This is a genomic window from Kitasatospora sp. NPDC059408, assembly GCF_042751525.1.
GTDB lineage: Bacteria > Actinomycetota > Actinomycetes > Streptomycetales > Streptomycetaceae > Kitasatospora.
This window is the reverse complement of the sequence record NZ_JBHYWI010000073.1, coordinates 15,276-37,747: the sequence shown is the minus strand read 5'-3', so window position 1 is coordinate 37,747 and position 22,472 is coordinate 15,276. Positions and strand designations below refer to the sequence as shown.

Genomic DNA, 22,472 nt, shown 5'->3' with positions numbered 1-22,472 from the left:
CCTGCACTCGACGCCACTCCTACAAGCACCGACGGACGGCGCCCCCACTCGCGTTCAGTCCGTTACCGCCCGACCGTCCGCCAAGCACCGACGGACGTCGTCCCGCTCGCGTCCGGTCCGCTACGACCCGACCGACCACACCGCGGCCCGACCCGGCTCCGGCGGCGCCAGGACGAACGCCGCCGCCCGCTCCAGCACCTCGCGGCCCGGCCGGACGCACGGCCCGTCCCCCTGCGCCCGGACGTGCGCGAGCAGGCCCGGCTCGGGCGCCACGCCGTGCGTCTCCAGGTAGTAGGTCACCGTGTCGGTCCAGATCCACTGCCCGTCCGTCCGGAAGCCCAGCGGCACCACGCCGCGCCGCTCCGGGTCGACCACGTCGTCCATCAACGTCGGCGTGAGCAGCACGGCCGCCCCGTCCCGCAGGTAGCGCACCACGGCCCGTCGCTCCGGCCCCTCCGCCAGCCGGGGACGGCCGGGCGCGAACCCCGGGCCCGTCACCGGATCCACGGCGTCGAAGACCGCCGCGAGCCTGAACCCGTCCCGCTCCGCCTCGTTCACCTTCGGCACTCCTCCCGCACGTCCGGCGCGTTCCGCACCGGGGCCCACGTCTCTCCGACGGCCGGGCGACGGCGGAGGGTTCAACCGGGACCCGACTACGAGACCGAGGCCCACCCGGTCCAGTTGCCGTTGGTGTCACGGGCACGCGCCCAGATGTGGCCGTCGGAACCGACCGCCCCGATCTCGAAGTTGCCGAACCCCATGTCCGAAGCCAGAACGCTGACCGGACCCGCCAGCACACCGCCCATGGAGAGCCAGCCGCTCTTGTGGCCGGCCTTGTCGGTGGTCCAACGCGTCCACACCGCGTGGTCGGTGCCGATGACGAACACCTCCTGGCGGCCGTCGCGGAAGTAGTACGTCGCCGTGCCGTCCCCGTACGCGCCGCCGCAGAGGAACTTGCCTTCCCACACCTTGCTGCTGCACGTGCCCACACCATTGGCACCCGAACCCGTGCCACTGCCGCCCGTGCCCGCCGCACTCGCGGGCGCCGCGCCGATGGCGAGGGCGGCGAGCGCGGCCACGGAAGCCGCAACGGCCTTGATCTTCTTCATGATTGCTCCATTGCTCCAGGGAAGGGACACCGGGACCAGCCGGGGCCGGGCGAACACGTCGGCCCCTCACAAGTGCTGACGGAGACCCCGCCGGAACGGGTTCAACCCGCCCGGTACGCAATCCGGTTCGACACCGCGCGCCCCGATCGCGCGACCAGACGCGGCCAGGCCTCCGCGAGCGCGGCGTGCCCGGCCGGCGTCGGGTGCACGCCGCCCGCGGACCAGTGCTCGGGCGTGACCACCGCCGCGAGTCCGGCGAACATGCCGTCGGCGGCGAGCAGTCGGGCGCCGTACCGGCGGGCGAGGCGGCGCACCGCCTGGATCTTCGGGTCCAGGTCGGTGCGCCAGTCCTCGCGCTGCTCCTCCCCGATGCGCGCAGCGCCGCGCGTCACCGGGCCCGCAGCGCCTCACGTGTGGCTCACAGGACGGTGTCACCGGGCGCGGGCGTCAGTGCGACGATGCCCTTGCGATCACCGTCGGCCGGCCGCTCCCAAGTCCAGGCGGTAGTGCGCCGGGTGGGGCGGGCGGACGCGGTCGGCCGGGGCGATGGCGTCCCGGCGGGCGAGCCACGTGCGGAGACGGTCGGGGGCGGGACGGATGCTCCCCACCTCGTGGAGCAGCACACGGGCGGGGACCCCGGCGGCCGGGTCCGCGGCGTCGACGGCCACCACCTCGAAGCCCGTCCCCGGTGCGAACACCACCGCCGCCGGCTCGCCCGGCTCACCGAACGCCGAGCAGCGCCGCCCGCCGACGGACCACACCGCGAACTCCACCTCCACGTCCTCCCCGAGATCGGCCCCCACCGCGGCCAGCCCGCTCACCGGCGCCCGCTCGGTGAAGACCGCACCGGGCGTGAAGCGCGCCAGGTCGCATCCGTCGGCGGGGGCCGCCAGCAGCACGCCGCCGTAGTGGCTCGGGAGCCGGCGCAACCCGGCAGTGAGGCACCGCAGGTACGACCCCAGCGGGCCGGGCGCACCCGTCCGGGCCGCCGCGACGAGGTCCTCACGGGCGACGGGGACGGCGGACTCGGCGTGGTGCACCAGGACCGCGACGAGCTCCGGCCCGGGGTCGCCCCCGGCGGCCTGCGGGCGCAGACCCGGCAGCCTCGTCGACGCGTCCTCGGCCCGGCGCGCGAGGCGCGGGTACGCGGACCCGAGGAGGGCGACGAGGGCGGTGCGGTCCGCGGCCGGGGTCGGGGTCGGGGTCGGGGCTTCGGCGGGCTGGGGAGGGGGTGCGTCCGCCCGGTCCGACGACGGCTCACTTGGCGCCGACGTGGCAGCGGCCCCGCCGGCGCGCTGCGCGATCGCGCCGCCGTCCGTGTCCGGTACGGCGGCTCCCGGGATCGAACTCGGCCGATCGCCCGCCAGATCGGACGACAACTCGCCGAGCGTCGCCCCGCGGGCCGGCCCTTCCGCACCCACGGCGGTGGCATCGCCGTCCAGCCCCGCCGCCGTGCCCGGCCACGAACTCTCCGGCCCACCAACCGGCGGCGCGCTGACGGACCCGTCAGTGCCTCCGGAGACCCCGCCGACGCCCGGCACCACCGTCGCGCTCGGATCAGAACCCGACGCGGCGCCCGGCAACGCACCCTCCGGCCCAGCCAACGGCCGCCCGCCAGGCGCCGACTCGTCCATGCCCACGGAGGCCGCATCGCCGGCCGGTGCCGCTGCCGGACCGCCGGGACCCGATCCCGCCGGCTTGGCGGGCGCCTGCACGGGCGCTCCGGCGTCCGGGAACGCGGGGGCTCCGCTGGTGGCGGACGGCGACGCGCCATCCCTCAGGCCACCGACGGCCGAAACAGGAGTCGGCGCAGGTACGGGCTCTTGAAGCTCCTCACTCCCCGGGGCCTCGGCCACCGGTGGTGCCGGGGACGCCCCGGCAGCCCCCCGATCCGGCGCCGGCGGCGGGGCAGGTACCGAGAAGTCGGTCCCATCGACTTCTGCCACCACCGTGGCCAGCGGCATGACCGGCCCCCCATCACATTCCGACAGCCAAGCCGCTGCATCCGGGCCTCGGGTGACCACGAGAGCCGACGCCGGCGGCGGGGCAGGTACCGAGAAGTCGGTCCCGCCGACTTCTGCCACCACCATGGCCGCCGACACGACCGGCCCCCCATCACATTCCGACAGCCAAGCCGCTGCATCCGGGCCTCGGGTGACCGCAAGAGCCGGCGCCGGCGGCGGGGCAGGTACCGAGAAGTCGGTCCCATCGACTTCTCCCGCCACCATGGCCGCCGACACGACCGGCCCCCCATCACATTCCGACAGCCGAGCCGCTGCATCCGGGCCGACCGATGCCGTCGACGCAGGAGACGTGGATTCCCCTGCCCCGACCCCATCGAGCAGCCCTGGCGCGCCAGGCGCCCTGGCCGCGTCGCCGCTCCAGAACGTCGACGGATCCTCGGCGGGTGCGGAAGGCCCGTCCGGCGCCGGATTCGCGTACACCGTCGATGCCGACGCCACCGGCGGCACGGCAGCGACCGACGGAAGGCCGGGCTCGGGCGCACCCACGCCCGAAGACCCAGGCACCGAAGCAGAACCAGGCACCGCACCTCCATCCCGCGGCACAGCGGAATCCGACACCGGCACGCGGGCTGCGGAAGGCCCAGAAGCCTCAGCAGCGGCCACCGGCGCCACACCGGCAACCGACGGATGGCCGGGTAGCACACCGCCATCCCACGACACGGTGGAATCCGACACCGGCACGCGGGCTGCGGAAGGTCCAGGAGCCTCAGCAGGGGCCACTGGCGGCACGCCGGAAACCGATGGTGCGCCGGGCACCGCGCCGCCATCCCGCGACACGGTGGAATCCGGCTCCGGCACCGGCGCCGCCACGGACGCGAGCCCAATCGCGACCGGCGGCGCGCCGGCAGCGGAAGACCCCGGTGCCGCACCGCCGACGGCCAAAGGCCTGGCCGCCGCCGTCCCAACGGACACGGGAGCCGACACCCCCGCCTCTCCCCGCCCCCGCAGCGGCTCCGGCGCCGGGACGGATGCCCCCGGCTCCGGGGCGGGCCACAGGGGCTCCGGCCCCAGCCAGTCCATGCCGTGGAGCCGCGCGCAGAAGCGGCCCACCGTCTGCGACTCCGCGTCCATCGTGCCCGCCACCACCAGGCCGAGCCGGGGCGCGGACGGGAGGGTGGCGAGGGCGTCGCCGAGGCGGGCCCAGGTGTCCTCGGTGACCGGGCGGCCCGGGGTGCCGACGACGAGGACGGGGCGGGCCGGGTCGGGGCGGCGCATGCGGGGGCCGCGGTTGGTGGTGCCGGTGGGACGGAGCCACAGGCCGGCCGCGACGGCCTCCAGTTCCCAGCCGGGGAAGGCGGGGTAGCGGGCGGGTCCGGGGGCGGTGGGGGCGTCGGGGCGGCTGCGCCAGCCGACGGCGGTGACCTTGCGTTCGACCGGGCAGGCGGCCAGTTCGGTCAGGTACGGCTCCCAGCCGGCCGTCCCGTCGGGCGCCACGTGGACGTGGTGGTGCCCGGCGCCGTCGCGGACGGGCAGGCCGATCGCGGCCCGCACCTCGTACCGGAGCGAGGCGGCCACGACCGCGGCCAGCTCGACGAGTTCGATCGGCTCGGCCCACGGAGCGCTGAGCAGCAGCACGGAGTCCGGGCGCGCGGACGTCATCACATCGGCGGCCGAATGGACGAGTTGGGCGCCCGAAGGCAGCCTCCCCGACGGCTCGCCGATCACCAGCACGACGGCGCCGTCCCGCCCCGAGGCGTGGTCGAGGATCGCGGGCCGCCCCGCGGGTGTCCCGGACGTCGCCCAGAACGCGCCCCCGGCCAGCGGCGTGAGCGTCGCCGCCGCGGGCCACCGCTCGCCCAGGGGCTCCGCCTGGCCGCCGCCCGGCCGGCAGCGCCACCAGGAGCCGGCCACGGCCCGCAGGGTGCCGTCGGGCTCGACGGACACCACCGCGTCCGGCGCGACGACCGTCAACCCGGCGCGCCCGGCGAGGAGTTCGGCCGGCCGGCGACCGTCCGGCCCCGGCGCGGCGAGGCCGGAGGCCGCGAGGACGAGCGTGTCCGCGCCCAACCCGTAGGCCGCACGCGTCAGTTCGGGCAGCGACGCGCGCAGCACGGGCGCCGCGTCCTCGGCCGCCGCGAGGACCAGCAGGCTGTGCGCCTCGGCCCGCACCGGCGCCAGGGCCGCCGCCAACCCCGCCGCCTCCGCACCCGGCGGCGCGATCACGAAGTGCGGCCCCAGTCCACGCAGCGTCGACCGTTCGACGCCCTCCGTCGTCACCCGGCTCATCGATCGACCCCCATCAACCCGCCCACCTCGGACAGCCGACCGCTGTCCGCCCCCGCCGACCCTCCGCCGACCACTACGCGCCCGGCTCCCCACCCGAACCACCCGAACCGCCCGAACCGCCCGAACCGCCCGGGCCGTCGGAGCCGCCCGAGCCGCCCGGCCCCGCCAGGCGGCCGGTCTGCACCTGCACCGTCCGTCGCCGCGTGATGTACAGCCCGCGCCCCGCCGGGAACTCCCTCGGCTTGAGGTTGCCGAACAGGTAGCCCTCGGACGGCGGGCAGGAGAGCAGCAGCGTGGGCGAGTTGACCTCCTGGAGCTTGCGGACCAGCGGGTCGCCCATGGCCCGCGCGATGCCGTTGGCGCCGCGGGCGACGACGAGGTGGAGCCCGATCTCCGCGCCCTGGGCGAGGTCGTCGAGGAGGGCGGCGAACGGGTGGGCCCCGGTGCCGGCGCCGACGAGGTCGTAGTCGTCGACGAGGATGAACAGTTCGGGCCCCTCCCACCAGTCCCGCAGCTTGAGGCGGGCGGGGGTGATGTCGGCGGGCGGGATGCGGTTCTTCATGGCGCGCGACGCCCCGTCGACGATCTGGCGGAGCTTGTCGACGGCGACCGCGTAGCCGAGGCGGTACTCCTCGGGGACGGCGTCGTAGAGGCCGCGCCGGAAGTCGACGAGCATGATGCGGGCCTCGGCGGGCGTGTAGGCGCTGGTGATGCCGCGGATCACGAGTTCGAGCAGGTTGGTCTTGCCGGATTCGCTGTCGCCGACGACGAGCAGGTGCGGGTTCTCCTCGAAGTCGTGCCACAGCGGGGCGACTTCGGTGTCCTCCAGGCCGATGGCGACGCGCAGCCGCCCTTCCGGCGCGGGCAGCCGGCCGGCGTCGAGGCTGAGCGGCAGCATCCGGACCTCGGGGGCGCGGGGCCCGGTCCAGTGGGCGGCGACGGCGTCGACGAGGTCCGCGACGCCCTCGCCGAGGTCGTCGGCGCTGCCGGAGCCGTCGATGCGGGGCAGGGCGGTGAGGAAGTGGAGCTGGTCGTCGGTGAGGCCGCGGCCGGGGAGCTTGGGCACCTTGGCGGCGGCGCGCATGTTGATGACGGAGTCGACGGAGTCGCCGAGGCGCAGTTCGAAGCGGGTCTGCAGCTGGTCGCGCAGGCCGCCGGTGATCTCGCCCCAGCGGGTGGTGGCGATGACCAGGTGGACGCCGTAGTTGATGCCGCGCTGGGAGATGAGGGTGAGCGGCTGGACGAGGTCGTTGAACTCCTGGCGCAGGGTGTTCCAGCCGTCGATGACGAGGAAGACGTCGCCGTGCGGGTCGTCCGGGAGTCCGCCGGCCGCCTTGCGGCGGCGGAAGGCGGCGACGGAGTCGATGCCGAGTTCGGCGAAGTACTTCTCGCGCCGGGTGATGATGCCGTTGACCTCGGCGATGGTGCGCAGCACCCGTTCGCCGTCGTGGCGTCCGGTGACGCCGCCGACGTGCGGCAGGCCGCGCAGGGCGGAGAGGGTGCCGCCGCCGAAGTCGAGGCAGTAGAACTGGACCTCGCGCGGGGTGTGGGTGAGGGCGAGGCCGGTGACGAGGGTGCGCAGGAGGTTGCTCTTGCCGCTCTGCGGGGCGCCGGCGATGCCGACGTGGCCGCCGGCGCCGGACAGGTCGGCGGTGAGCAGGTCGCGCAGTTGCTGGAAGGGGCGGTCGACGACGCCGACGGGCAGCCGCAGGGCTCCGTGGGTGTGTTCGTCCTCGGTGGTGAGGCCGCGGTCGGGGTGCGGGACGAGCGGGGGCAGGAGTTCGTCGAGGGTGGGCGGGACCCCGAGGGGCGGCAGCCAGACCCGGTGGGCGGGCGGTCCGGCGTCGCGCAGGCGGTCGGCGGCGATCTCCAGCAGGGAACCGGCCGACGCCGTGGCCTCCTCCTCCACCTCCACCACGGGCGTCTGGCGCTGCATCACGTAGTCCGTGCCGTACCGGACGACCTGTCCGGCGACGACGGCCTGCTGGGCGGCGCGCCGCTTGGGCCGGTACGGTCCCGAGACGTAGGCGGCCTTGAAGCGGGTCAGGGTGGAGATGTCGCTGCGCAGGAAGCCGTTGCCGGGCTGGGAGGGCAGCTGGTAGGCGTCGGGGACGCCGAGGACGCCCCGGCTCTCCATGGCCGAGAACGTCCGCAGGCCGATCCGGTAGGACAGGTGGGATTCGAGCGCGCTCATCCGGCCCTCGTCCAACCGCTGGGAGGCGAGCAGGAGGTGGACGCCCAGCGAGCGGCCGAGCCGCCCGATCATCACGAACAGCTCCATGAAGTCCCGGTGGGCGGAGAGCAGTTCGCTGAACTCGTCGACGACGACGAACAGGGTGGGCAGTGGCCGCAGCGCCGCGCCGCCCTCGCGCGCCGTCTCGTACTCCAGCAGCGACGCGTACCCGGCGACGCGCAGCAGCTCCTGGCGGCGCACGAGTTCGCCGTGCAGGGCGTCGCGCATGCGGTCGACCAGCGAGGCCTCGTCGGCGAGGTTGGTGATGACGGCGGAGGTGTGCGGCAGGGTGTCGAGGCCGAGGAAGGTCGCGCCGCCCTTGAAGTCGACGAGGACGAAGTTGAGCACCTCGGAGGAGTGGGTGACGGCGAGCGCGAGGACGAGCGTGCGCAGCAGTTCGGACTTGCCGGAGCCGGTGGCGCCGATGAGCATGCCGTGCGGGCCCATGCCGCCCTGCGCGGACTCCTTGAGGTCGAGGTCGACGGGCCGGCCGTCCGGTCCGAGGCCGAGCGGCACGCGCAGGCGCTGCGGGATGCCGCGCTGGGCCCACAGGGCCTCGACGTCGTGGGCGTGCAGGTCGGGGATGCCGAGCAGGGCGGTCAGGTCGAAGTCGGTGGCCAGCGGCTCGGCGACGTCGACGCCGTCGGCGATGCGGTAGCGGGCGAGCTGGGCGGCGAGCCGGGTGGCGGCGGGCAGCGCGAGGGCGTCGGGGCGGCCGAGGTCGGTGACGACGTCCTTGCGGTTGCGGTCGGCGCCGACCATGGTGAGCCGGCCCTCCTCGACGCGCAGCCGCAGGGTGGTGCGGGCCGGGCGCCATTCCAGGGTGTCGGCGAGGTCGACGAGGACGGCGTTGCGGTAGCCGGTGAGCGCGGCGCGGCTGCCGGCGTGCGCGCCGGGGCCGTCGAGGACGAGGACGGTGAACGGTTCGTCGCGGCTCGGGTCGGCGTCGGGCTCGTACGCGGGCCGGCCGGTGAACTCCTCGCCGAGCAGCTGCTCGACCTCGCCGAGGCTGCCCGCGACGAGCCGGACCGGGCCGGCGCCGTCGGTGTCGGTCGGGTGCAGGGCGTGCGGCAGCCACTTGGCCCACTCCCAGTGCGCGCGCCGCTCGGCGTCGGCGACGACGGCGACGTGGAGCTCGTCCGGCCCGTGCACGACGGCGAGTTGGGCGATCATCGCGCGCACGAGCGCGCGGGCGGCCTCGGGATCGTCGGCGCGCAGCAGGAGTTGGGCGAAGCCGCGCAGGTGGATCGCCATCGGCTGGTCGGCGACGGTGCCGTAGGCGTGGATGAAGCGGCGCAGCGCGTGGGCGCACAGCGGTTCGAGGTCCTCGACCGGCTTGGTGGCGAGCGGGGCGAGCGGGGTCGCGAGGCGCTGGGCGCCGAGGCCGATCCGGACGTCGCTGAAGTCCGGGTGCGCGGCCCGCCGTTCCCACAGCCGGGTGGTGCCCACCAGCGACCACAGCTCGCCGGGCGCGGGGTGGCGCCAGGCCAGCGCCTTGCGCTGGGCGTCGATCGAGCGGCGCACCTGGCGGCGCATCTGGGCGAGGTAGCGCAGGTAGTCGCGGCGCTCGGCGCGCAGCTGGTGCTTGCGGTCGCTGGAGCCGCGGAACAGCTGGGTGACGAGCATGCCGACGGCGGACAGCGCCATCATGCCGACCGCGACGTAGCTCAGCGCGCCGCCGCCCTCGGGCCCGGCCGGGCGCAGGAACATGAACACCATCGACAGCGAGCCGAGCGCCATCGGCGCCATGCCGATCATGCTCGACATGCCGCTCTGCTTCTCGGGCAGGACCGGCGGCTCCTGGAGCTGGACGTCGCCGTCCGGCATCTCGGGCCCAGGACGCCTGGGCGTCCGCTTGACCAAGACCACGCTCACTCAGGGCTCCTCACGTTCCGCCACCGTCCTCTCACGCTGACGGGCGGCGGCGACCGCGGGGTTCAGCGGGGTCCGGCCGGACGCGGCCGGGTGCGTGAACGCCGACTCCCGCGCGGCCCGTTCGAGAAGACGGAGAACACTACGGACCCCGACCCCGAGGAGAGGCGTGAGCACCAGCGCCGTCGCAGGACTGTGCCGATTGAGGTTCCACGCGCCGGAGGCGGTCTTCGAACTCGCCGTCCCGGCCGACGTCCCCCTGGCCGACCTGCTCCCCGCGATCATCGGCCACGCCGGCCCCGGCCTCGCCGAGAGCGGCCTGGAGCACGGCGGCTGGGTGCTCCAGCGGCTCGGCGAGGAGCCGCTGGACGAGGAGCGGAGCGTCGAGGCGCTGGCGCTCCACGACGGCGACGCGCTCTACCTGCGCCCCCGCCACGAGGCCCTGCCCCCGGTGCACTTCGACGACCTGGTCGACGGCGTCGCCACCGGCATGCACGAGCGCGGCGACACCTGGCGCCCGGCCCTCACCCGCCGCCTCGCCCTCGCGCTCGCCCTGGCCGCCCTCGCGGCCGGCTGGATCGTGCTGGCCCTCCCGGGCCCGGCCGCCCCGCGGGAGGCCGCGGCGGCGGGCGTCGCCGTGCTCCTGCTGCTCGGCGCGGCCAGCGCCTCCCGCGCGATGGCGGACGCGGGCGCGGGCACCGCGCTCGGCGCCGCCGCCGTCCCGTACCTGGGGCTCGCCGCCCTGCTGCTGCCCGCCGGGCCGGGCGGCGACGACCTGCTCGGGGCCCGGGTGCTCGCGGCCTCCTCCGCGGCGGCGGGCGCGGCCGTGCTGTCGCTGGCGGCGGTGGGGGCCGCGGCGCCGCTGTTCATCGGCCTGGTGCTGGTCGCCGCGCTCGGCGTGCTGGCCGGGGCCCTGCTCCTGATCGGCCTCGCCGCGGACCAACTCGTCGCCCTCGTCTCGGTGTTCGCCGTCCTGGTCGGCTCCTTCGTGCCGTCCGTGGCGTTCCGGCTCTCCGGCCTGCGGCTGCCGATGCTGCCGCGCAACGCCGAGGAGCTCCAGGAGAACATCGATCCCGTCCCGGCCACGGCCGTCCTCCCCCGCGCGCTCGTCGCCGACGACTACCTGATGGCGCTCTACACCGCGATCGGCACCGTCTGCGCGGTCTGTCTCACCGTCCTGCCGTTCACGGGCGGCTGGGCCGGCCCGGCCGAGGCCGGGGCGCTCGCGCTGCTCCTCGTCCTCCACGCCCGCGCCATCGGCAGCATCCGCCAGCGCCTCGTCCTCCTGCTGCCCGGCGTGTACGGCGGCGCCGTGCTGCTCACCCGGTTCACCACGGGCGCCTCCCCCTCGGAACGCCTCGCCCTCCTCGGCGCCCTGGTGGCCCTGACCGCCGCCCTCCTGGTCGCCGCCTGGACCGTCCCCGGCCGCCGCCTCCTGCCCTACTGGGGCCGCGTCGCCGACCTCCTCCACACCCTGACCGCCCTCGCCCTCCTCCCGCTGGCCCTCCAGGCCTGCGGCCTCTACCACTCCCTGCGCGCCCTGGGCGGCTGAGCGCCGCGATGCCCCTCCCGTGCCCCGGCCGACCGACACGGCCGGGGCACGGGCATACCTATGTGCGCCTCTCCCGAGCCCGCTCGGCCCTTCGCGCCGCGGTGAGCAGCGCTTGCGCGGTACCGAGCCCGGCGGCCGCGAGCACCCCGGGGTAGGCCCACTCGATCAGCTCGCGGTGGTGCTCGGCGAGCACGAGCGCCGCCTCCTCCTGGACGTCGTGCACGTCGAACAGGCCGACCACTGCGCTGACCAGCTGCGCCGCGCTCGCGCCGGCACCGGCCGGATGCTCCCGCAGGAACGCGCGGTGCGTCGCCTCGGCCCGGCCGTTGGTGTTCGCCGTTTCGATGGTGGCCCCGGGGAGGTAGTTCGTGTAGGTGAGCAGGCTGTTGACGAACCGCTGGAGAGCCTGCGGGGACGTCCCGGCGTGTCCGTTCTCGACGTCGCGCACCTGGTCCTCGACCTCCGAGCGAGCCGCGTTCAGCCTCTCCTGGTGGTAGGGCTCGATCCCGACGACCCCACCGCGCGCGGTCTCCTGCTGCGCGGTGTGCCGGGCGACCAGCGCCAGGTTCCGCATGGCCTGGGGGATCCCCTCTCCTGTGACGGCCCGGCGGATCACGTCCTGGTGGACCACCCAGGCGGTGGTGTGCGCCCCCATGGTGCCGGAGAACGGAGAGGGACTGCGGCCCGCGAAGAGCAGCCGCTCGACCCTCCCGTCCGGTCCGACGACGGCCTGGGTCGCGAGCCGCGCCTGCGGTCCCGCCTCCTCCTCCGGCAGGCCGCCGCCCGCGGCGTCCTGCACGTTGCGGCCGGACGGGCGATCCCCGTCGTGCGACGGCGCAGTGGGATGGCCGGTGCCCGCCGACTCGCTCGAGAGGTCCAACTGCAGTTCCTCGAACTGCCTGGTCAGTTCTTCGAGCGCCGTCCCCTCGCGCCGCAGCGTGCCGATCGCCACCTCTGCCTTCTCCTTCTGCTTCTTGCCCGTCAGGACGACGGCATCCTGCTGGGCCCTCACCAGCTGGTCCCGGTTGGCCTGCACGTCGAGCCTGCTGTTCCGCAGGTAGTCGTCGACCACTTGCCGGACCTCCGGACGGAGGCGCATCTTCAGCTGCACGGCCGCTCGCTCCATCCTCTCCCCGTCGTGCCCCCAGGCCTCGTCGAAGGCTCGCGGGAAGGCCAGGTCCACCGACCGGAGGTGCTGCTCGACGAGCGCTGCCATCCGCTGCTCACGAGTCGCGGAGGAGGGCATGCCGGGGGCGAGCCTGGCGAGCGTGTCGGGGTCGAGCTCGGCCACCACCCGGGCCGCGGCGCGCGGGTCGAAGAGGCCGAGGATCGCGTCCTGCAGGTCCGTCTGCCCGATGCGGTCCGCGCCGTCCTCGAACGCGTTCAGCAGGCGGTTCGGCGCGGCCTCGGCCTTGCCCTTCCCCGCGGTGGCCCTGCTCACCGCCGCCACGTTGATCGTGGACAGCGGGATCAGCTCGCGGTAGTGCAGGAAGGCGGACGCGTACTGCTGGAGCAACGAGGTCCGGAACTCGGAGCCGGCGACCAGCCGCAACAGGTAGTCCAGTTCGACGAGTTCACGCCCTGCTTCGGCGATCCGCCACCGGTGGACGGGCGGCAGGCCCTCGATCATCGCGGCGCCGGGCAGCTTGCGCGCCTCGTCCGTCAGGCTGCGGAGCCCGGCCAGCGCGTGGTCGAAGGTGCGGCCCTCCAGGTGCCTGATCACCGCCGAGACCTGGACGGCGAACGCGGTGGAGTGGTCGCCCATGGTGTCGCTGTACGGGCCGTCCGGGCGGCCGCGGATGATCACCCGGGAGATGGTTTCGCCGGTCGTCTCGATCTGGGTCGCCAGGGCCTGGGCACGCTCCGGCGCCTCGGGACGGTGGAGCAGGTCGCTCGCGTCGTAGTGGCTGCGGCTGCTGGAGTAGAACACCGTGACCTGGCGGTGGGTGGGGTCGCCGAACTCCACGGGAGCCTGCCGGCCTTCCGGGGTGACGATCCGCAACCGGATGCCCAGCGCGTGCGCCACCAGCGGCGCGAACATCTCTCCTTCGGCGGTCGCCCAGTGGGTCCGCCAGTTGGCGACGGCGTGCGCCAGTCCCGCGTAGTCGTCCCGGGTGAGGTGAGCGGCCGGATCTCCCCTCAGGACGCGGTAAGCCTGAGTGATCTCGTTCGGCAGACCCTGCGGATCCCGAGCTGCGAGGTACTGTTCGACCACCCTGCGGAGGGCCTCGTGCTCTTCGAGCGTGTGGAGCCCGTGGTCGGTCAACAGCCCTGCCACGCCGCGCGGATCGCTGGTGGCCACCGCCCGCAGGAGACAGAAGCCGTCGGAATCGACGCTCACCGGGTTGCCGTTCTCCGGCTGCTCGCGATGCCCGCCCGAGGACGAACTCTCCTCCTGGCCGCCCGGACCGCCGAACCGTGCCGTGTCCTCCATCGGCCGCAAGTGGTGCTCGCCCGGGCCCGCCGTGTGCTCCGCCGGGTGGTACCCCGACGGGAGGTCCCCGGACGGCAGCTCGGTGCGGACGACCGTGCCGTCCTCGCCGAGGCGGTGGCCGACCCAGTGGCCCCCGGGCACCACGACGGGACGGCCGTGCGCGTCGATGCCGACGTCGGCGGCCACGAGCAGGTGTCCGGGCCCGTCCGGGTTCCCGTGGTCCGGCACGAACCAGACCGGGCCGGTGGCCGCGTGGATCTCCGGGGTGAGCCCGTGCTCGGCCAGGTGCGCCAGGACCTCGGCGACCTGGGTGTGGCCGCCCTGCGAGGCCAGGTCGCAGGCGACGAACCGCAGGGTCGTCCGGCCGTCCCAGCCGCCGCTCCGGTGCCACTCGACCAGCCGGTCGGCGAGCCGGCGGGGGCTCAGCGGCAACTGGGCGTCCTTGGTGTGCAGGGCGACCAGCCGGACGGCCGGATCGTGCGGGAAGTGGGCCAGGGCGTCGGCGGTGGCCGGGTCCGGTGCCTCGCCCGCCGGCCAGAACGGCGCGTCGGCGCTGCCGGGACGGTCGGCGATGGGGTGCTCGGCGTCGGGGCCCGAATGCTCGCGCTGCCCGAACGACTGCGGCGCCGGCTTGCCCCACGCGCCCTTCGCCTGCGGCTTCACGGGCTGCGACGACGACTCGGGCGCCCCCGCCTCCGGCTTCTGCGACTCCGCCCCGGCGGTCGTCGCCGCGTCGCTCGGGCGAGCGACGGGCGCGACGGTCTTGTACGCGATCTGGTGGCGCTGCTTCCTCCCCCGGTCGTCCGTGACGGTGACGTCGAACGTCCCGTCGACGTGCTCGTACCCGTACGGGATGGCGACGTTGATCTTCGCGCCCCCGAACGTGAGTTCCCGGCTCGGCGGCACCTTGCCGTCGTCCTTCGGATAGGCGGCCACCACCCGGATCCCGGGGTACGCCTGGTTGAGGTCGCGGACGACGTCCTTGCAGCTCTCGCAGGTCCCCTTGGTGGAGAAGACGGTGAACGTCCCGGACACCTGGTTCTTCTCCTTGAAACCCCAGCTCTCCAGCTGCCGGTACGCCGCGTTCAGCAGGGTGACCTCGGCGTCCTTCCGCTGGTAGCCGAAGGAGTGGTCGGCAGCGGGCTTCCGGAGTTCGGCGGCCACCTCGTCCTCGGCCCGCGCGTACTCCTTCAACTTCTCGAAGGCCTGCTTGTGGAGGTCCGCCGCCCGCTTGTGCAACTCCGCCATCGTCTCCCGCGGTTCGTTCCGGGTCCTGGCGGCCTTCACCCTCTCCTGGATGTCCACGACCTGCCGGTGGAGCTCGACCGCCTCGCCATGGCGGGTCTCCGCCAGCTCGATCTTGTTCCAGAACTCGCGCGGATCCCTCGGCCTGCCCCCTTCGTCCTCCGTGGTCCTCTCCCGTGCGGTGGCGGCCAGCGCGACCGCATCGTCGATCTTCTTGGCGACCGCGGCCAAGTGCTCTCCGGCCGCCTCCCTTTCGGCGGGCTTCGTGACCCAGGTGTCCAGAGCCGTGAACGCGGACTTGTACCCGGCGACCGCCTCCGTCAGTCCGGTGGACGCGGCCTTGTGCTGAGCGGCCGCCTCGCGGAGCACGGTGGCCACCTTTTCGGCCCGCCACTTCTCCGCGCTCTGGTAACCCTTCCCCTGCTTGATCGCCCTCTCGTCCTCGGGCCAGGACTGCGCCTTCAGCTCGTCGAGTCGGGTCCGGTCATTGAGCTCGGGGAACTGCTTCGCGCCGTTGTTGGTCCGCTTCGACGTCCACACGTAGGGGTTCCCGGCCTTGTCCTGCCCCTCCAGGCGCAAGTGCCCGACGGCGAAGGTCATGCCCGGGTGCGGGCCCGGGAGGATCTCGTTGACCAGGGGCCTGAGCACTTCCTCGTCGGTCAGGACGACGGGCTTCGGGTCCTCTCCCTCCGGCGACAGGAGGACACCGTGGGCTTCGTGAGCTCCGTGGGCCGTGGTGGCGGCGGGGTTGAGGGCGAGCTCGATCAGGTCGGCTTCCGAGACGGGGTGGCTCGGCCCCTCCGGTTCGGGGTGCGGCTCGCCGGTCGCCGTGCGCATGAACTCCCGGAAGCCTCCGTACAGTTCCTCCTCGGCACGGGTGCGGCTGACCGGGTTGGCCGGGGCGGGGTGGCCGGCCTGCGGGTCGGGGCCGTACAGGCGCTCCAGCAGGGGCAGCAGTTCCGGGTCGTTGCGCCTGACCCAGTCGGCGCCGTTGTTGCGGGCCGACCGGGTGCTCGGGTCGTTCCCGTGGTTGGTGCCGAGGTAGGCGTTGCTCAGCTGGGCGAAGTACTCGTACTCGTCGGCCGAGGAGTAGTTGCCGACCAGCTCGTCGGCGGCATTGCGTCGCCCGCCGTCGGGCCACGCCGCGACGGGCTCCTCGCCGAACAGGTCGGTCAGCCCGTCCGCCTGGCGCTTGCCGCGGTAGGCCTCCCTGACGAGCGCGTGCTCGTCGCCCGTCAGGCCGAACTTGTGGATGGCGTGGGCGAGTTCGTGGGTGGTCGTGGAGTAGCCCTCGGGGTGGGTCGAGGCCCGTCCGAGCGTCGTCGTCGCACCGAGGAGGTTCTCCTCCGTCACGACCACGATCTTCCTGGACTGCACGCCCCGGACGGTCCGCCAGGGCCGGCCGTCGACCTCGGGGAGGTCGTTCAGGTGCTCCAGGCCCGCCACCTCGGTGATCGGCACGTCCCTCGGAACGACGACCACCCGGACCTCCTGCGTGAGGAGCCGTTCCGCGACCTTCGGATCCCGCAGCATGCGCGCGACCTGCTCGTACGCCGCGTGCCGCGCCGCGACGGGCTGGTGGATGCGGGGGTCGACGTCCACGATCAGCCGGGCCGCCGCCTCGGCGAAGTCCTCCGGCTCCAGGCTCTCGCGAAGGCCCCTGACGTACTGTGCGTCGCGCGCGAGCTCACGCCGGGCCTCCGGCGCGAGGAGCTCCAGCTCGTGGACGGACCGCACGGGCGCCGGCGCGCCGCCCGGGACGGCGGGGCCCGGCTCCGGCGCCCCCTCCGGAGCCGGGTTGTCGATGTCCATCGCGGTATCGGTGTGCATCGCGGTACCGGTGTGCATCGCGGTACTTGTGTGCGTCACGTGATCGATGTCCATCGCGGTGTCACCGTCCCCGGGCCCGTCCACCCTGATCACCTTCTTGGGGTTTCCCTTGAAGGGCAGCACGGGCTCCCCGGTGCCGAAGTCCAGCTTCGCCTTCCGGATCGACGCGAGGATCTTCGGGAGCACGTCACCCGTCGGACCGGTCCGGTCCTCGCCGTGCTCGATCGTCAGGTACAGGTCGTCCAGGTTCACGCCCTTCTCCCGGGCGTAGGTGGTGACCCGTTCGAGGTTCGCGGGCTTCAGCATCCAGTCGAAGACCTCCTTCCGCACCTCCTCGACGGCAGCCCGCAGTTCCCCGGGAGCACCGGCGGGCTGCCCCGCGGCACCGCCGGGCCGGTTCTCCGCCCGGAGGTGCCCGAAGGCCCGGTAGAGCCCGCCGTACTCGCGCAGCACCGGCTCCGTCGGCATCCTCCAGGGCCCGGCGGCGTCCTCGGCGCGCGGTGCCGTGCGCCCCGGCTCGGGGTTGAACCGCAGGTCGGCGAGGCGGCGCCCGAGGCGGATGGCGGCCGTCGACAGGGCCAGCGCCTGGGCGGTCGGAAGTTTGTGCTCGTCCTGGATGCCCGCCTTGATGCCGGCGAACGGCCCTCGCGGGTCCAGCGGGGCCGACGTCGAGTGGCTCAGCACGTTCTTGGTCAGCCCGCCCGGCCCGAATTCGGGCCTGCCCAGGCCGTCCCTCGGGATCAGGTGCGGCGGCATCGCGCTGCCGTCCGGGCCCGGTTGTCCGGCCAGCAGCCAGTCCCGGCCGACCCGCGTCCTGACCATCTCCTTCTGCCACGCCTCGGTCGACTTGTAGCTCGCGGGGTCCACCGGGACCATCGCGTTCCGGTCCCCGGCCGGCTCCCGGTGCGACCGGTTGAGCCGGTCCTCGCTCCGGAACCGGTCGGCGAGGTTCTTCCCGTAGTCCTCCCGGTAGGGCCCGAGTCCGATGGTGTGCCGGGCCGACCTGGCGGAGGAGTTCGGATCGCCGTCGCCCAGGCGGAAGTCCTTGCTGTTCAGACGCGCGGACGGGGTCGCGAGGCCGACGTGCGACTGCCCCAGCGCCATCTTCGGCCCCGCGCCTTTGCCCTTGTACGCGGCCAGCTTCTCCAGGTGGTCCACGACGAGCCGGGACAGGTCGGTGACCGTGGCACCGCCCCGGAAGTCGGTACGGAAGGCCTCACCCCGGTTCGGGAGACGGTTGTTGGACGCGTCGGCACGTACCCTCTCGACGATCTCGTCCCGCCCCTGGCCCAGGGGCGTGGAGGTCTTCGTGGACCGCGTGCTGTTCGGCACGGCCACGGTCTCCGGCTTGCCCTCCAGCTCGTTCCGGTAGTACCGGTCGAGCTCCCAGGCGTTGATCCGGTTGAGCCCGCGCCCGAGTTCCTCGAACTCCGCCCGGCCCGGGCCCCATTTCAGGGCCTGGGTGCCGGTCCCGTCGGCCAGCAGGACCGCCGGCCCGTCGACCATCAGGTTGGGTTCCGGCGCGTAGGGCAGCAGCGGGGCGTACGAGGCCTGCCAGTCGCGCTCCAGCATGTCCGTCTCGACGGCGAGCCTCACCTGCTCCAGGATCTCCGCCCGGCCTCGGGCGTCCAGCCACTGCGCCGGGAGTTGCTTCCCGCTCCTGGTGAACCTCCCTTCCACATCGGCGACGAGCCGGTCCAGGTCGGCCTGTTCGGTGGGCATCCGGTACCCGCCGACGAAGGCCAGCGGGCGGCTGGGGTCGAGGGCGTCGTCGTCGAGGTCGAACCGGTGGTCCGTCTGCTCGCCCGTGCCCGTGGGCGAGTGGTCGGGGTGCGGCTGCGGCCGGTGCAGCGTGTCCTCGACGAAGTTGAAGACGTGCTTGCCCGACGGCACCTTGCGGGAGCCCATGTCGTAGTCCTGCACCGCGAGGTACGGATGCAGGTCGCTGTCCATCATGGCCTTGATCAGCTGGTGGGTCGGCGCGCTGTCGAGGAGCGCGTTGCGCATCTCGCCGTAGGGGAAGACCTCCTCCCCCTTGACCTTGAGCCACGAGAACGTCGACTTCACGACGGCCACCGGCACGCTCATGGTCGCCGCGATGTCCCTGGCCTCCCGGGCGGCGGCGGCGAGGGCCGCCTCCTCGCCCTTCGGGGCGTTCAGGCCGATGACGAAGGCCACCCGGCGGTCCATGCCGTGCGAGCCTTCCATGATCCGCTCGATCACGGTCCTGATCTCGCCGGCGCTCTTGTAGCTCGTCATGGCGCTGACCACGAAGCCCAGCGGTCGAAGAGGGGGGAGGGCATCGGGTTCACCGGGCTTGACGAACGCCAGGTAGTCCGCCTCGGACAGCTTCGGCATGGCCCCGACGTTCCTCGTGACGTTCTCGAAGGCGGGGTTGCCCGGTCGATCGTCCGTACCGAGACCACCGATCAGGTCGCTGACTCCGCTCGTCAGTCGCGGCGCCACGAAGGTCGTCGGCCCGTCGCCCTGGCCCGGAGCGGCGACCTGGTGCGGCTGCCCGCCCTGCTCGGCCGGGGAGGAGGGCGCCAGGTGCGGGCCGGTGCCGTCGTTCGGGTGCACCGGATCCTTGCCGTAGAGGCGCTTCAGCAGAGCGGACACCTCCGGCGGCTCGTTCCGCCGCACCCGGTCGGGCCCGCCGTCGGCGCCGAGGTAGCCCTCGGTGACGCGGGCGAAGTACTCGTGCTCGCCCCGGGATGCGTCGTCGCCCGTCCGCTGCCCCGCACCGGCCCCCTGCTCCCCGCCCTCCGTCCGGGTCCGGTAGGCCTCCCTGATGATCGCCCGGTCCCGGGTGGGCAGCACGTCGAGGACCGCGTGGGCGACGTCGTGGGTCGTCGTCGGGTGCCCGCCGGGCACGGCGCCCACCCGGTGGCCCGCCTCCAGCAGCTTCACGGCGACGTGACGGTTGCGCAGCATCCGGGCGACCTGCTCGACGGCCTCCCGGTGCGCGGGCCCGGACCCGCCGGTCCGGGGGCCGGAGTCGACCATCAGGTGTGCGGCGGCCTCCGCGAACTCCCGGGTGTCGCCGAGCTTCTTCAGGCTCTCGATCACGGCCGCGTCGCGCGCCAGCTCCCGGCGCCGCTCGTCCGGCAGGTTGCGCAGCGCCTCCACCCGTTCGGCGGCGGTGAGTTCGTGCAGCCGTGCGGGATCGGGCAGCAGCGGGTGCTCGGCGGCGGTCGGACCGTCGCCGTCGGAGGACGTGCGCAGGAGGTCGCCGAAGGTGCGCCGGTCGGGCGAGGACTCGTCGAACACCCGTGCGCGCTCGGCGGATTCGGCGCTGCGGAACACGGGCCCGGTGCCGTTCCCGCTCGTCCGCGCCTGGGCGTCCGCGAACCGGGGCGAGCGGGTGAGGTCGTCGACGACGTGCTGGACGTACTGCGGGTCGACGGCGCGCCGGTCGCCGTAGCCGAGGAACTCGACGGTCTGGGCGGCAGGTTCCCACTCCCCGTCGGCCTCCCGCCGGCGGAGGAGGTCGGCCATCCGCTCCGGCGGGATCTCCCGGCCGTCCAGCACGGGCCGGCCGTTCTCGCCGACGTGCACGACGACGGGGAACCGGGTGCCGTCCTCCGCCGCACGACCGAGGACGCTCCCGAGGTCCGCCGGGAAGCGCGGCGCACCGGCGCCCGTGTCGTGGAGGAGCCAGCCGCCCCCGTCGGGGAGGTGGCGACCGGCCGCCGCCGTTTCGTGCGGCGCGGTGACGTCCGGGGCCGCCTCGACGACCGGCAGGACGGGGACGTCGACGTTCCTCGGCGCCTCGGGCGCCACGGACCTCGGTGCCTCGGGCGCCACGGACCCCGACGTCGCGACCCGCGTCGGCGGGGCGACCTGCCCCGGCTCCCCGCCCGCCGTCGCGGCGTGCGCCGGCGCCCCGGGCTCGCTCGACGGCGGTGCGGACGGCGAACTGCCGCCTTCCGACGAGGTCTTGACCGCCCCCTGTTGCCTGCCGGTCCCATGTTCGGACGGCTGCTGGTGCTCCGCGCCGCCCTGGACCTTCACCGAGTCGGGCACCGGCGCGGTCGGAGCCTTCTCCGACGACGACCGGGACGACGACGACGAGGACGAGGACGACGACGCCTTGCCCCCGACCGTCGACGTGCTCCCCGCCTTCGGGGCCTCCGGGTGCGCGGCCCCGCCCACGTGCTCGGGCCCGCCCGTCAGCGGCTTCGGCCGCGGCACCGGGAACGGGGCGGACCGGCCGGTCAGGTTCGCCACCGCCGAGAGGATGGTGAGCGGGTGGTTCCACGGCAGGTACTGAACCCCCGGGCCCGTGTCGTTCGGGTCGGCCAGCTTCTTGCTCACCCACTTCCCGTAGTGCTCCGCGAGCGGGGCGACGCCCTTGTGGCCCATGTGGCCGACGAAGCCCATGGCCATGCCGGAGACGAAGCTCTCCCACGTGACGGAGAAGGAGTGGTCGGGCCCGAAGGTGAGGTTGTAGAAGCCCTCGGTGAGGCCGTTCTGCACGCCGGCGCCGAGGTAGCCGCCGACGGCGACGCCCATCCTGAACAGCCTGGTGTTGCCGCCCACCTTGTCGAGCAGGCCGGGCACCTGCTCGACCAGGTGGTCGACGCCCTCCGAGCTCAGCCCGCGCGACCCCAGCGCGTCCCGCATCGCGGTGCGCAGCGCCTCGTGCTCGGCCGCGCCGCGCCCGCCGCTCACCGCCATCGCGTGGGCGAAGTCCTTGCCGAGCTGGGCGGCCTCCTCCTTGCCGAGGACGCTGCCGAAGTGCTGCTCGAAGACCTGCGCGACGTCCTTCTCGAACCGGGCCACCGCGTCCTTGCCGAGCTCGCGCAGGCCACCCGCGAAGGCGTTGCCGATCTCGTGGGAGTAGCGGCCGATGGTCTGCGCCAGGTCGTTGCCGAAGGCCTCGGCGGACTCCCTGGCGAGCCACTTCTCGCCGTCCCGGGCGGCCGCTCCCGCCGCGGCGTGCGCGGCCTCGTTGCCGACGGTGTGGGCGGCCTCGTTGGCGAGGGCGTGCTCGGCGCTCCGCGCCGCGTCCCGCGCGGCCGCGTCCGCCGCGCTGCGCCCGGCCTCGTTGGCCAGGGTCTTCCCGGCGCCCTTCGCGAGGTCCTTGGCCGCCGTCTCCCCGATCGTCCGGGCCGCGTCCTTGGACAGGACGCCGGCCAGGCCGTCCTTGGCGAGCCCGTTGGAGACCCTGGCGAGGTCGCCGCCGAGGACGCGGCCGGCCTCCTTGCCCAGGCTCTTGCCGATCACGCCCCGGAAGAGCTTGGTCAGCCCGCCGCCGAGCAGGGCCAGCGGGCCGCCCACGATGCCGTTGAGGGCGCCGAACTCGACCGCCTGGAGCGTGGACTTGGAGTCCCACTCGGTCTTGTCGCCGCGCCCGATCTGGATGAGCTGGATGATCGTGTCCATCACCAGACCGCCCGTGATGCTCACGACGGTGTGCATCACGATCCGGTCGATCAGCCAGGCGAGGATCTTGCGGATCACGCCCTCGGCCACCGCCCGGGCGGCCACGATCGTGCCGAGGGACGCCCCGCCGGTGAACGGGCTCGCGGCGATCGCCCAGGCGATCTCCAGGGCCAGCTGGATGAGCTGGGCGATCGTCATCCACTTGGCGTACTCGACCTGGTTGGCGGTGTCGTGCGCGACCTGGCCGAGCTGGGTGCACTGCTTGCCGGCCAGGTCGAGGGCGTTGTCCTTGCCGCCCGCGCCGACCAGCGCGCCCGCCGCCGCGGCGAGTTCCGTACCGGCCTGGCCCGCGATGTTGTCCGTGCAGTACGCGGCGGCCTGCCGGACGTAGTCCTCCAGCTGCGGCATGTTCTTGCCCACCAGCAGGTAGTAGTCCCCGGCCTTGCGCAGGTCGTCCTCCTTGGCCTCCGGCCACGCCATGCCGGTCAGACCGTGGAAGAGGTTCGCGAGCCCGACCGGGATCTCGATCGACATGGCGGGGGACTCCTGAGGGGTACGA

General features: G+C 74.2%; 7 protein-coding genes. 1 reads left to right on the top strand and 6 read right to left on the bottom strand.

Translation table 11 applies throughout. From position 1 onward, the window contains the following. Nucleotides 1-120: 120 nt before the first annotated feature. The 5 genes from ACFXDE_RS34280 to eccCa all read right to left on the bottom strand — a co-directional run bounded on the left by ACFXDE_RS34280 (nucleotide 121) and on the right by eccCa (nucleotide 9,419). Nucleotides 121-558: a hypothetical protein gene (locus tag ACFXDE_RS34280; protein WP_380498394.1), complete on the bottom strand. Its 438-nt coding sequence runs from the start codon at nucleotides 556-558 to the stop codon at nucleotides 121-123. A 95-nt stretch (nucleotides 559-653) separates the two neighbouring features. Continuing rightward, on the bottom strand, nucleotides 654-1,109 hold the full coding sequence (locus ACFXDE_RS34275) for a hypothetical protein (RefSeq protein WP_380498393.1): 456 nt from the start codon (nucleotides 1,107-1,109) through the stop codon (nucleotides 654-656). A gap of 101 nt (nucleotides 1,110-1,210) precedes the next feature. Continuing rightward, on the bottom strand, nucleotides 1,211-1,501 hold the full coding sequence (locus tag ACFXDE_RS34270) for a hypothetical protein (RefSeq protein WP_380498392.1): 291 nt from the start codon (nucleotides 1,499-1,501) through the stop codon (nucleotides 1,211-1,213). A gap of 78 nt (nucleotides 1,502-1,579) precedes the next feature. Next, nucleotides 1,580-5,359 (bottom strand): hypothetical protein, encoded by a 3,780-nt coding sequence (locus ACFXDE_RS34265; RefSeq protein ID WP_380498391.1) that lies wholly within the window; start codon nucleotides 5,357-5,359, stop codon nucleotides 1,580-1,582. Between the two features lie 73 nt (nucleotides 5,360-5,432). Next, nucleotides 5,433-9,419, bottom strand: a complete 3,987-nt coding sequence (eccCa, locus tag ACFXDE_RS34260; protein WP_380498402.1) for a type VII secretion protein EccCa — start codon at nucleotides 9,417-9,419, stop codon at nucleotides 5,433-5,435. 214 nt (nucleotides 9,420-9,633) lie between these two features. On the opposite strand from eccCa, the gene eccD reads away from it, so the two are divergent. Next, a complete protein-coding gene (gene eccD / locus ACFXDE_RS34255) occupies nucleotides 9,634-11,016 on the top strand; it encodes a type VII secretion integral membrane protein EccD (RefSeq protein ID WP_380498390.1) in 1,383 nt (460 codons plus the stop codon). 58 nt (nucleotides 11,017-11,074) lie between these two features. Here the strand turns inward: eccD and ACFXDE_RS34250 are convergent, their stop codons facing one another. Then, entirely contained in the window at nucleotides 11,075-22,447 is an 11,373-nt protein-coding gene (locus ACFXDE_RS34250; RefSeq protein WP_380498389.1) for a hypothetical protein, read from the bottom strand. Nucleotides 22,448-22,472 lie beyond the last annotated feature (25 nt).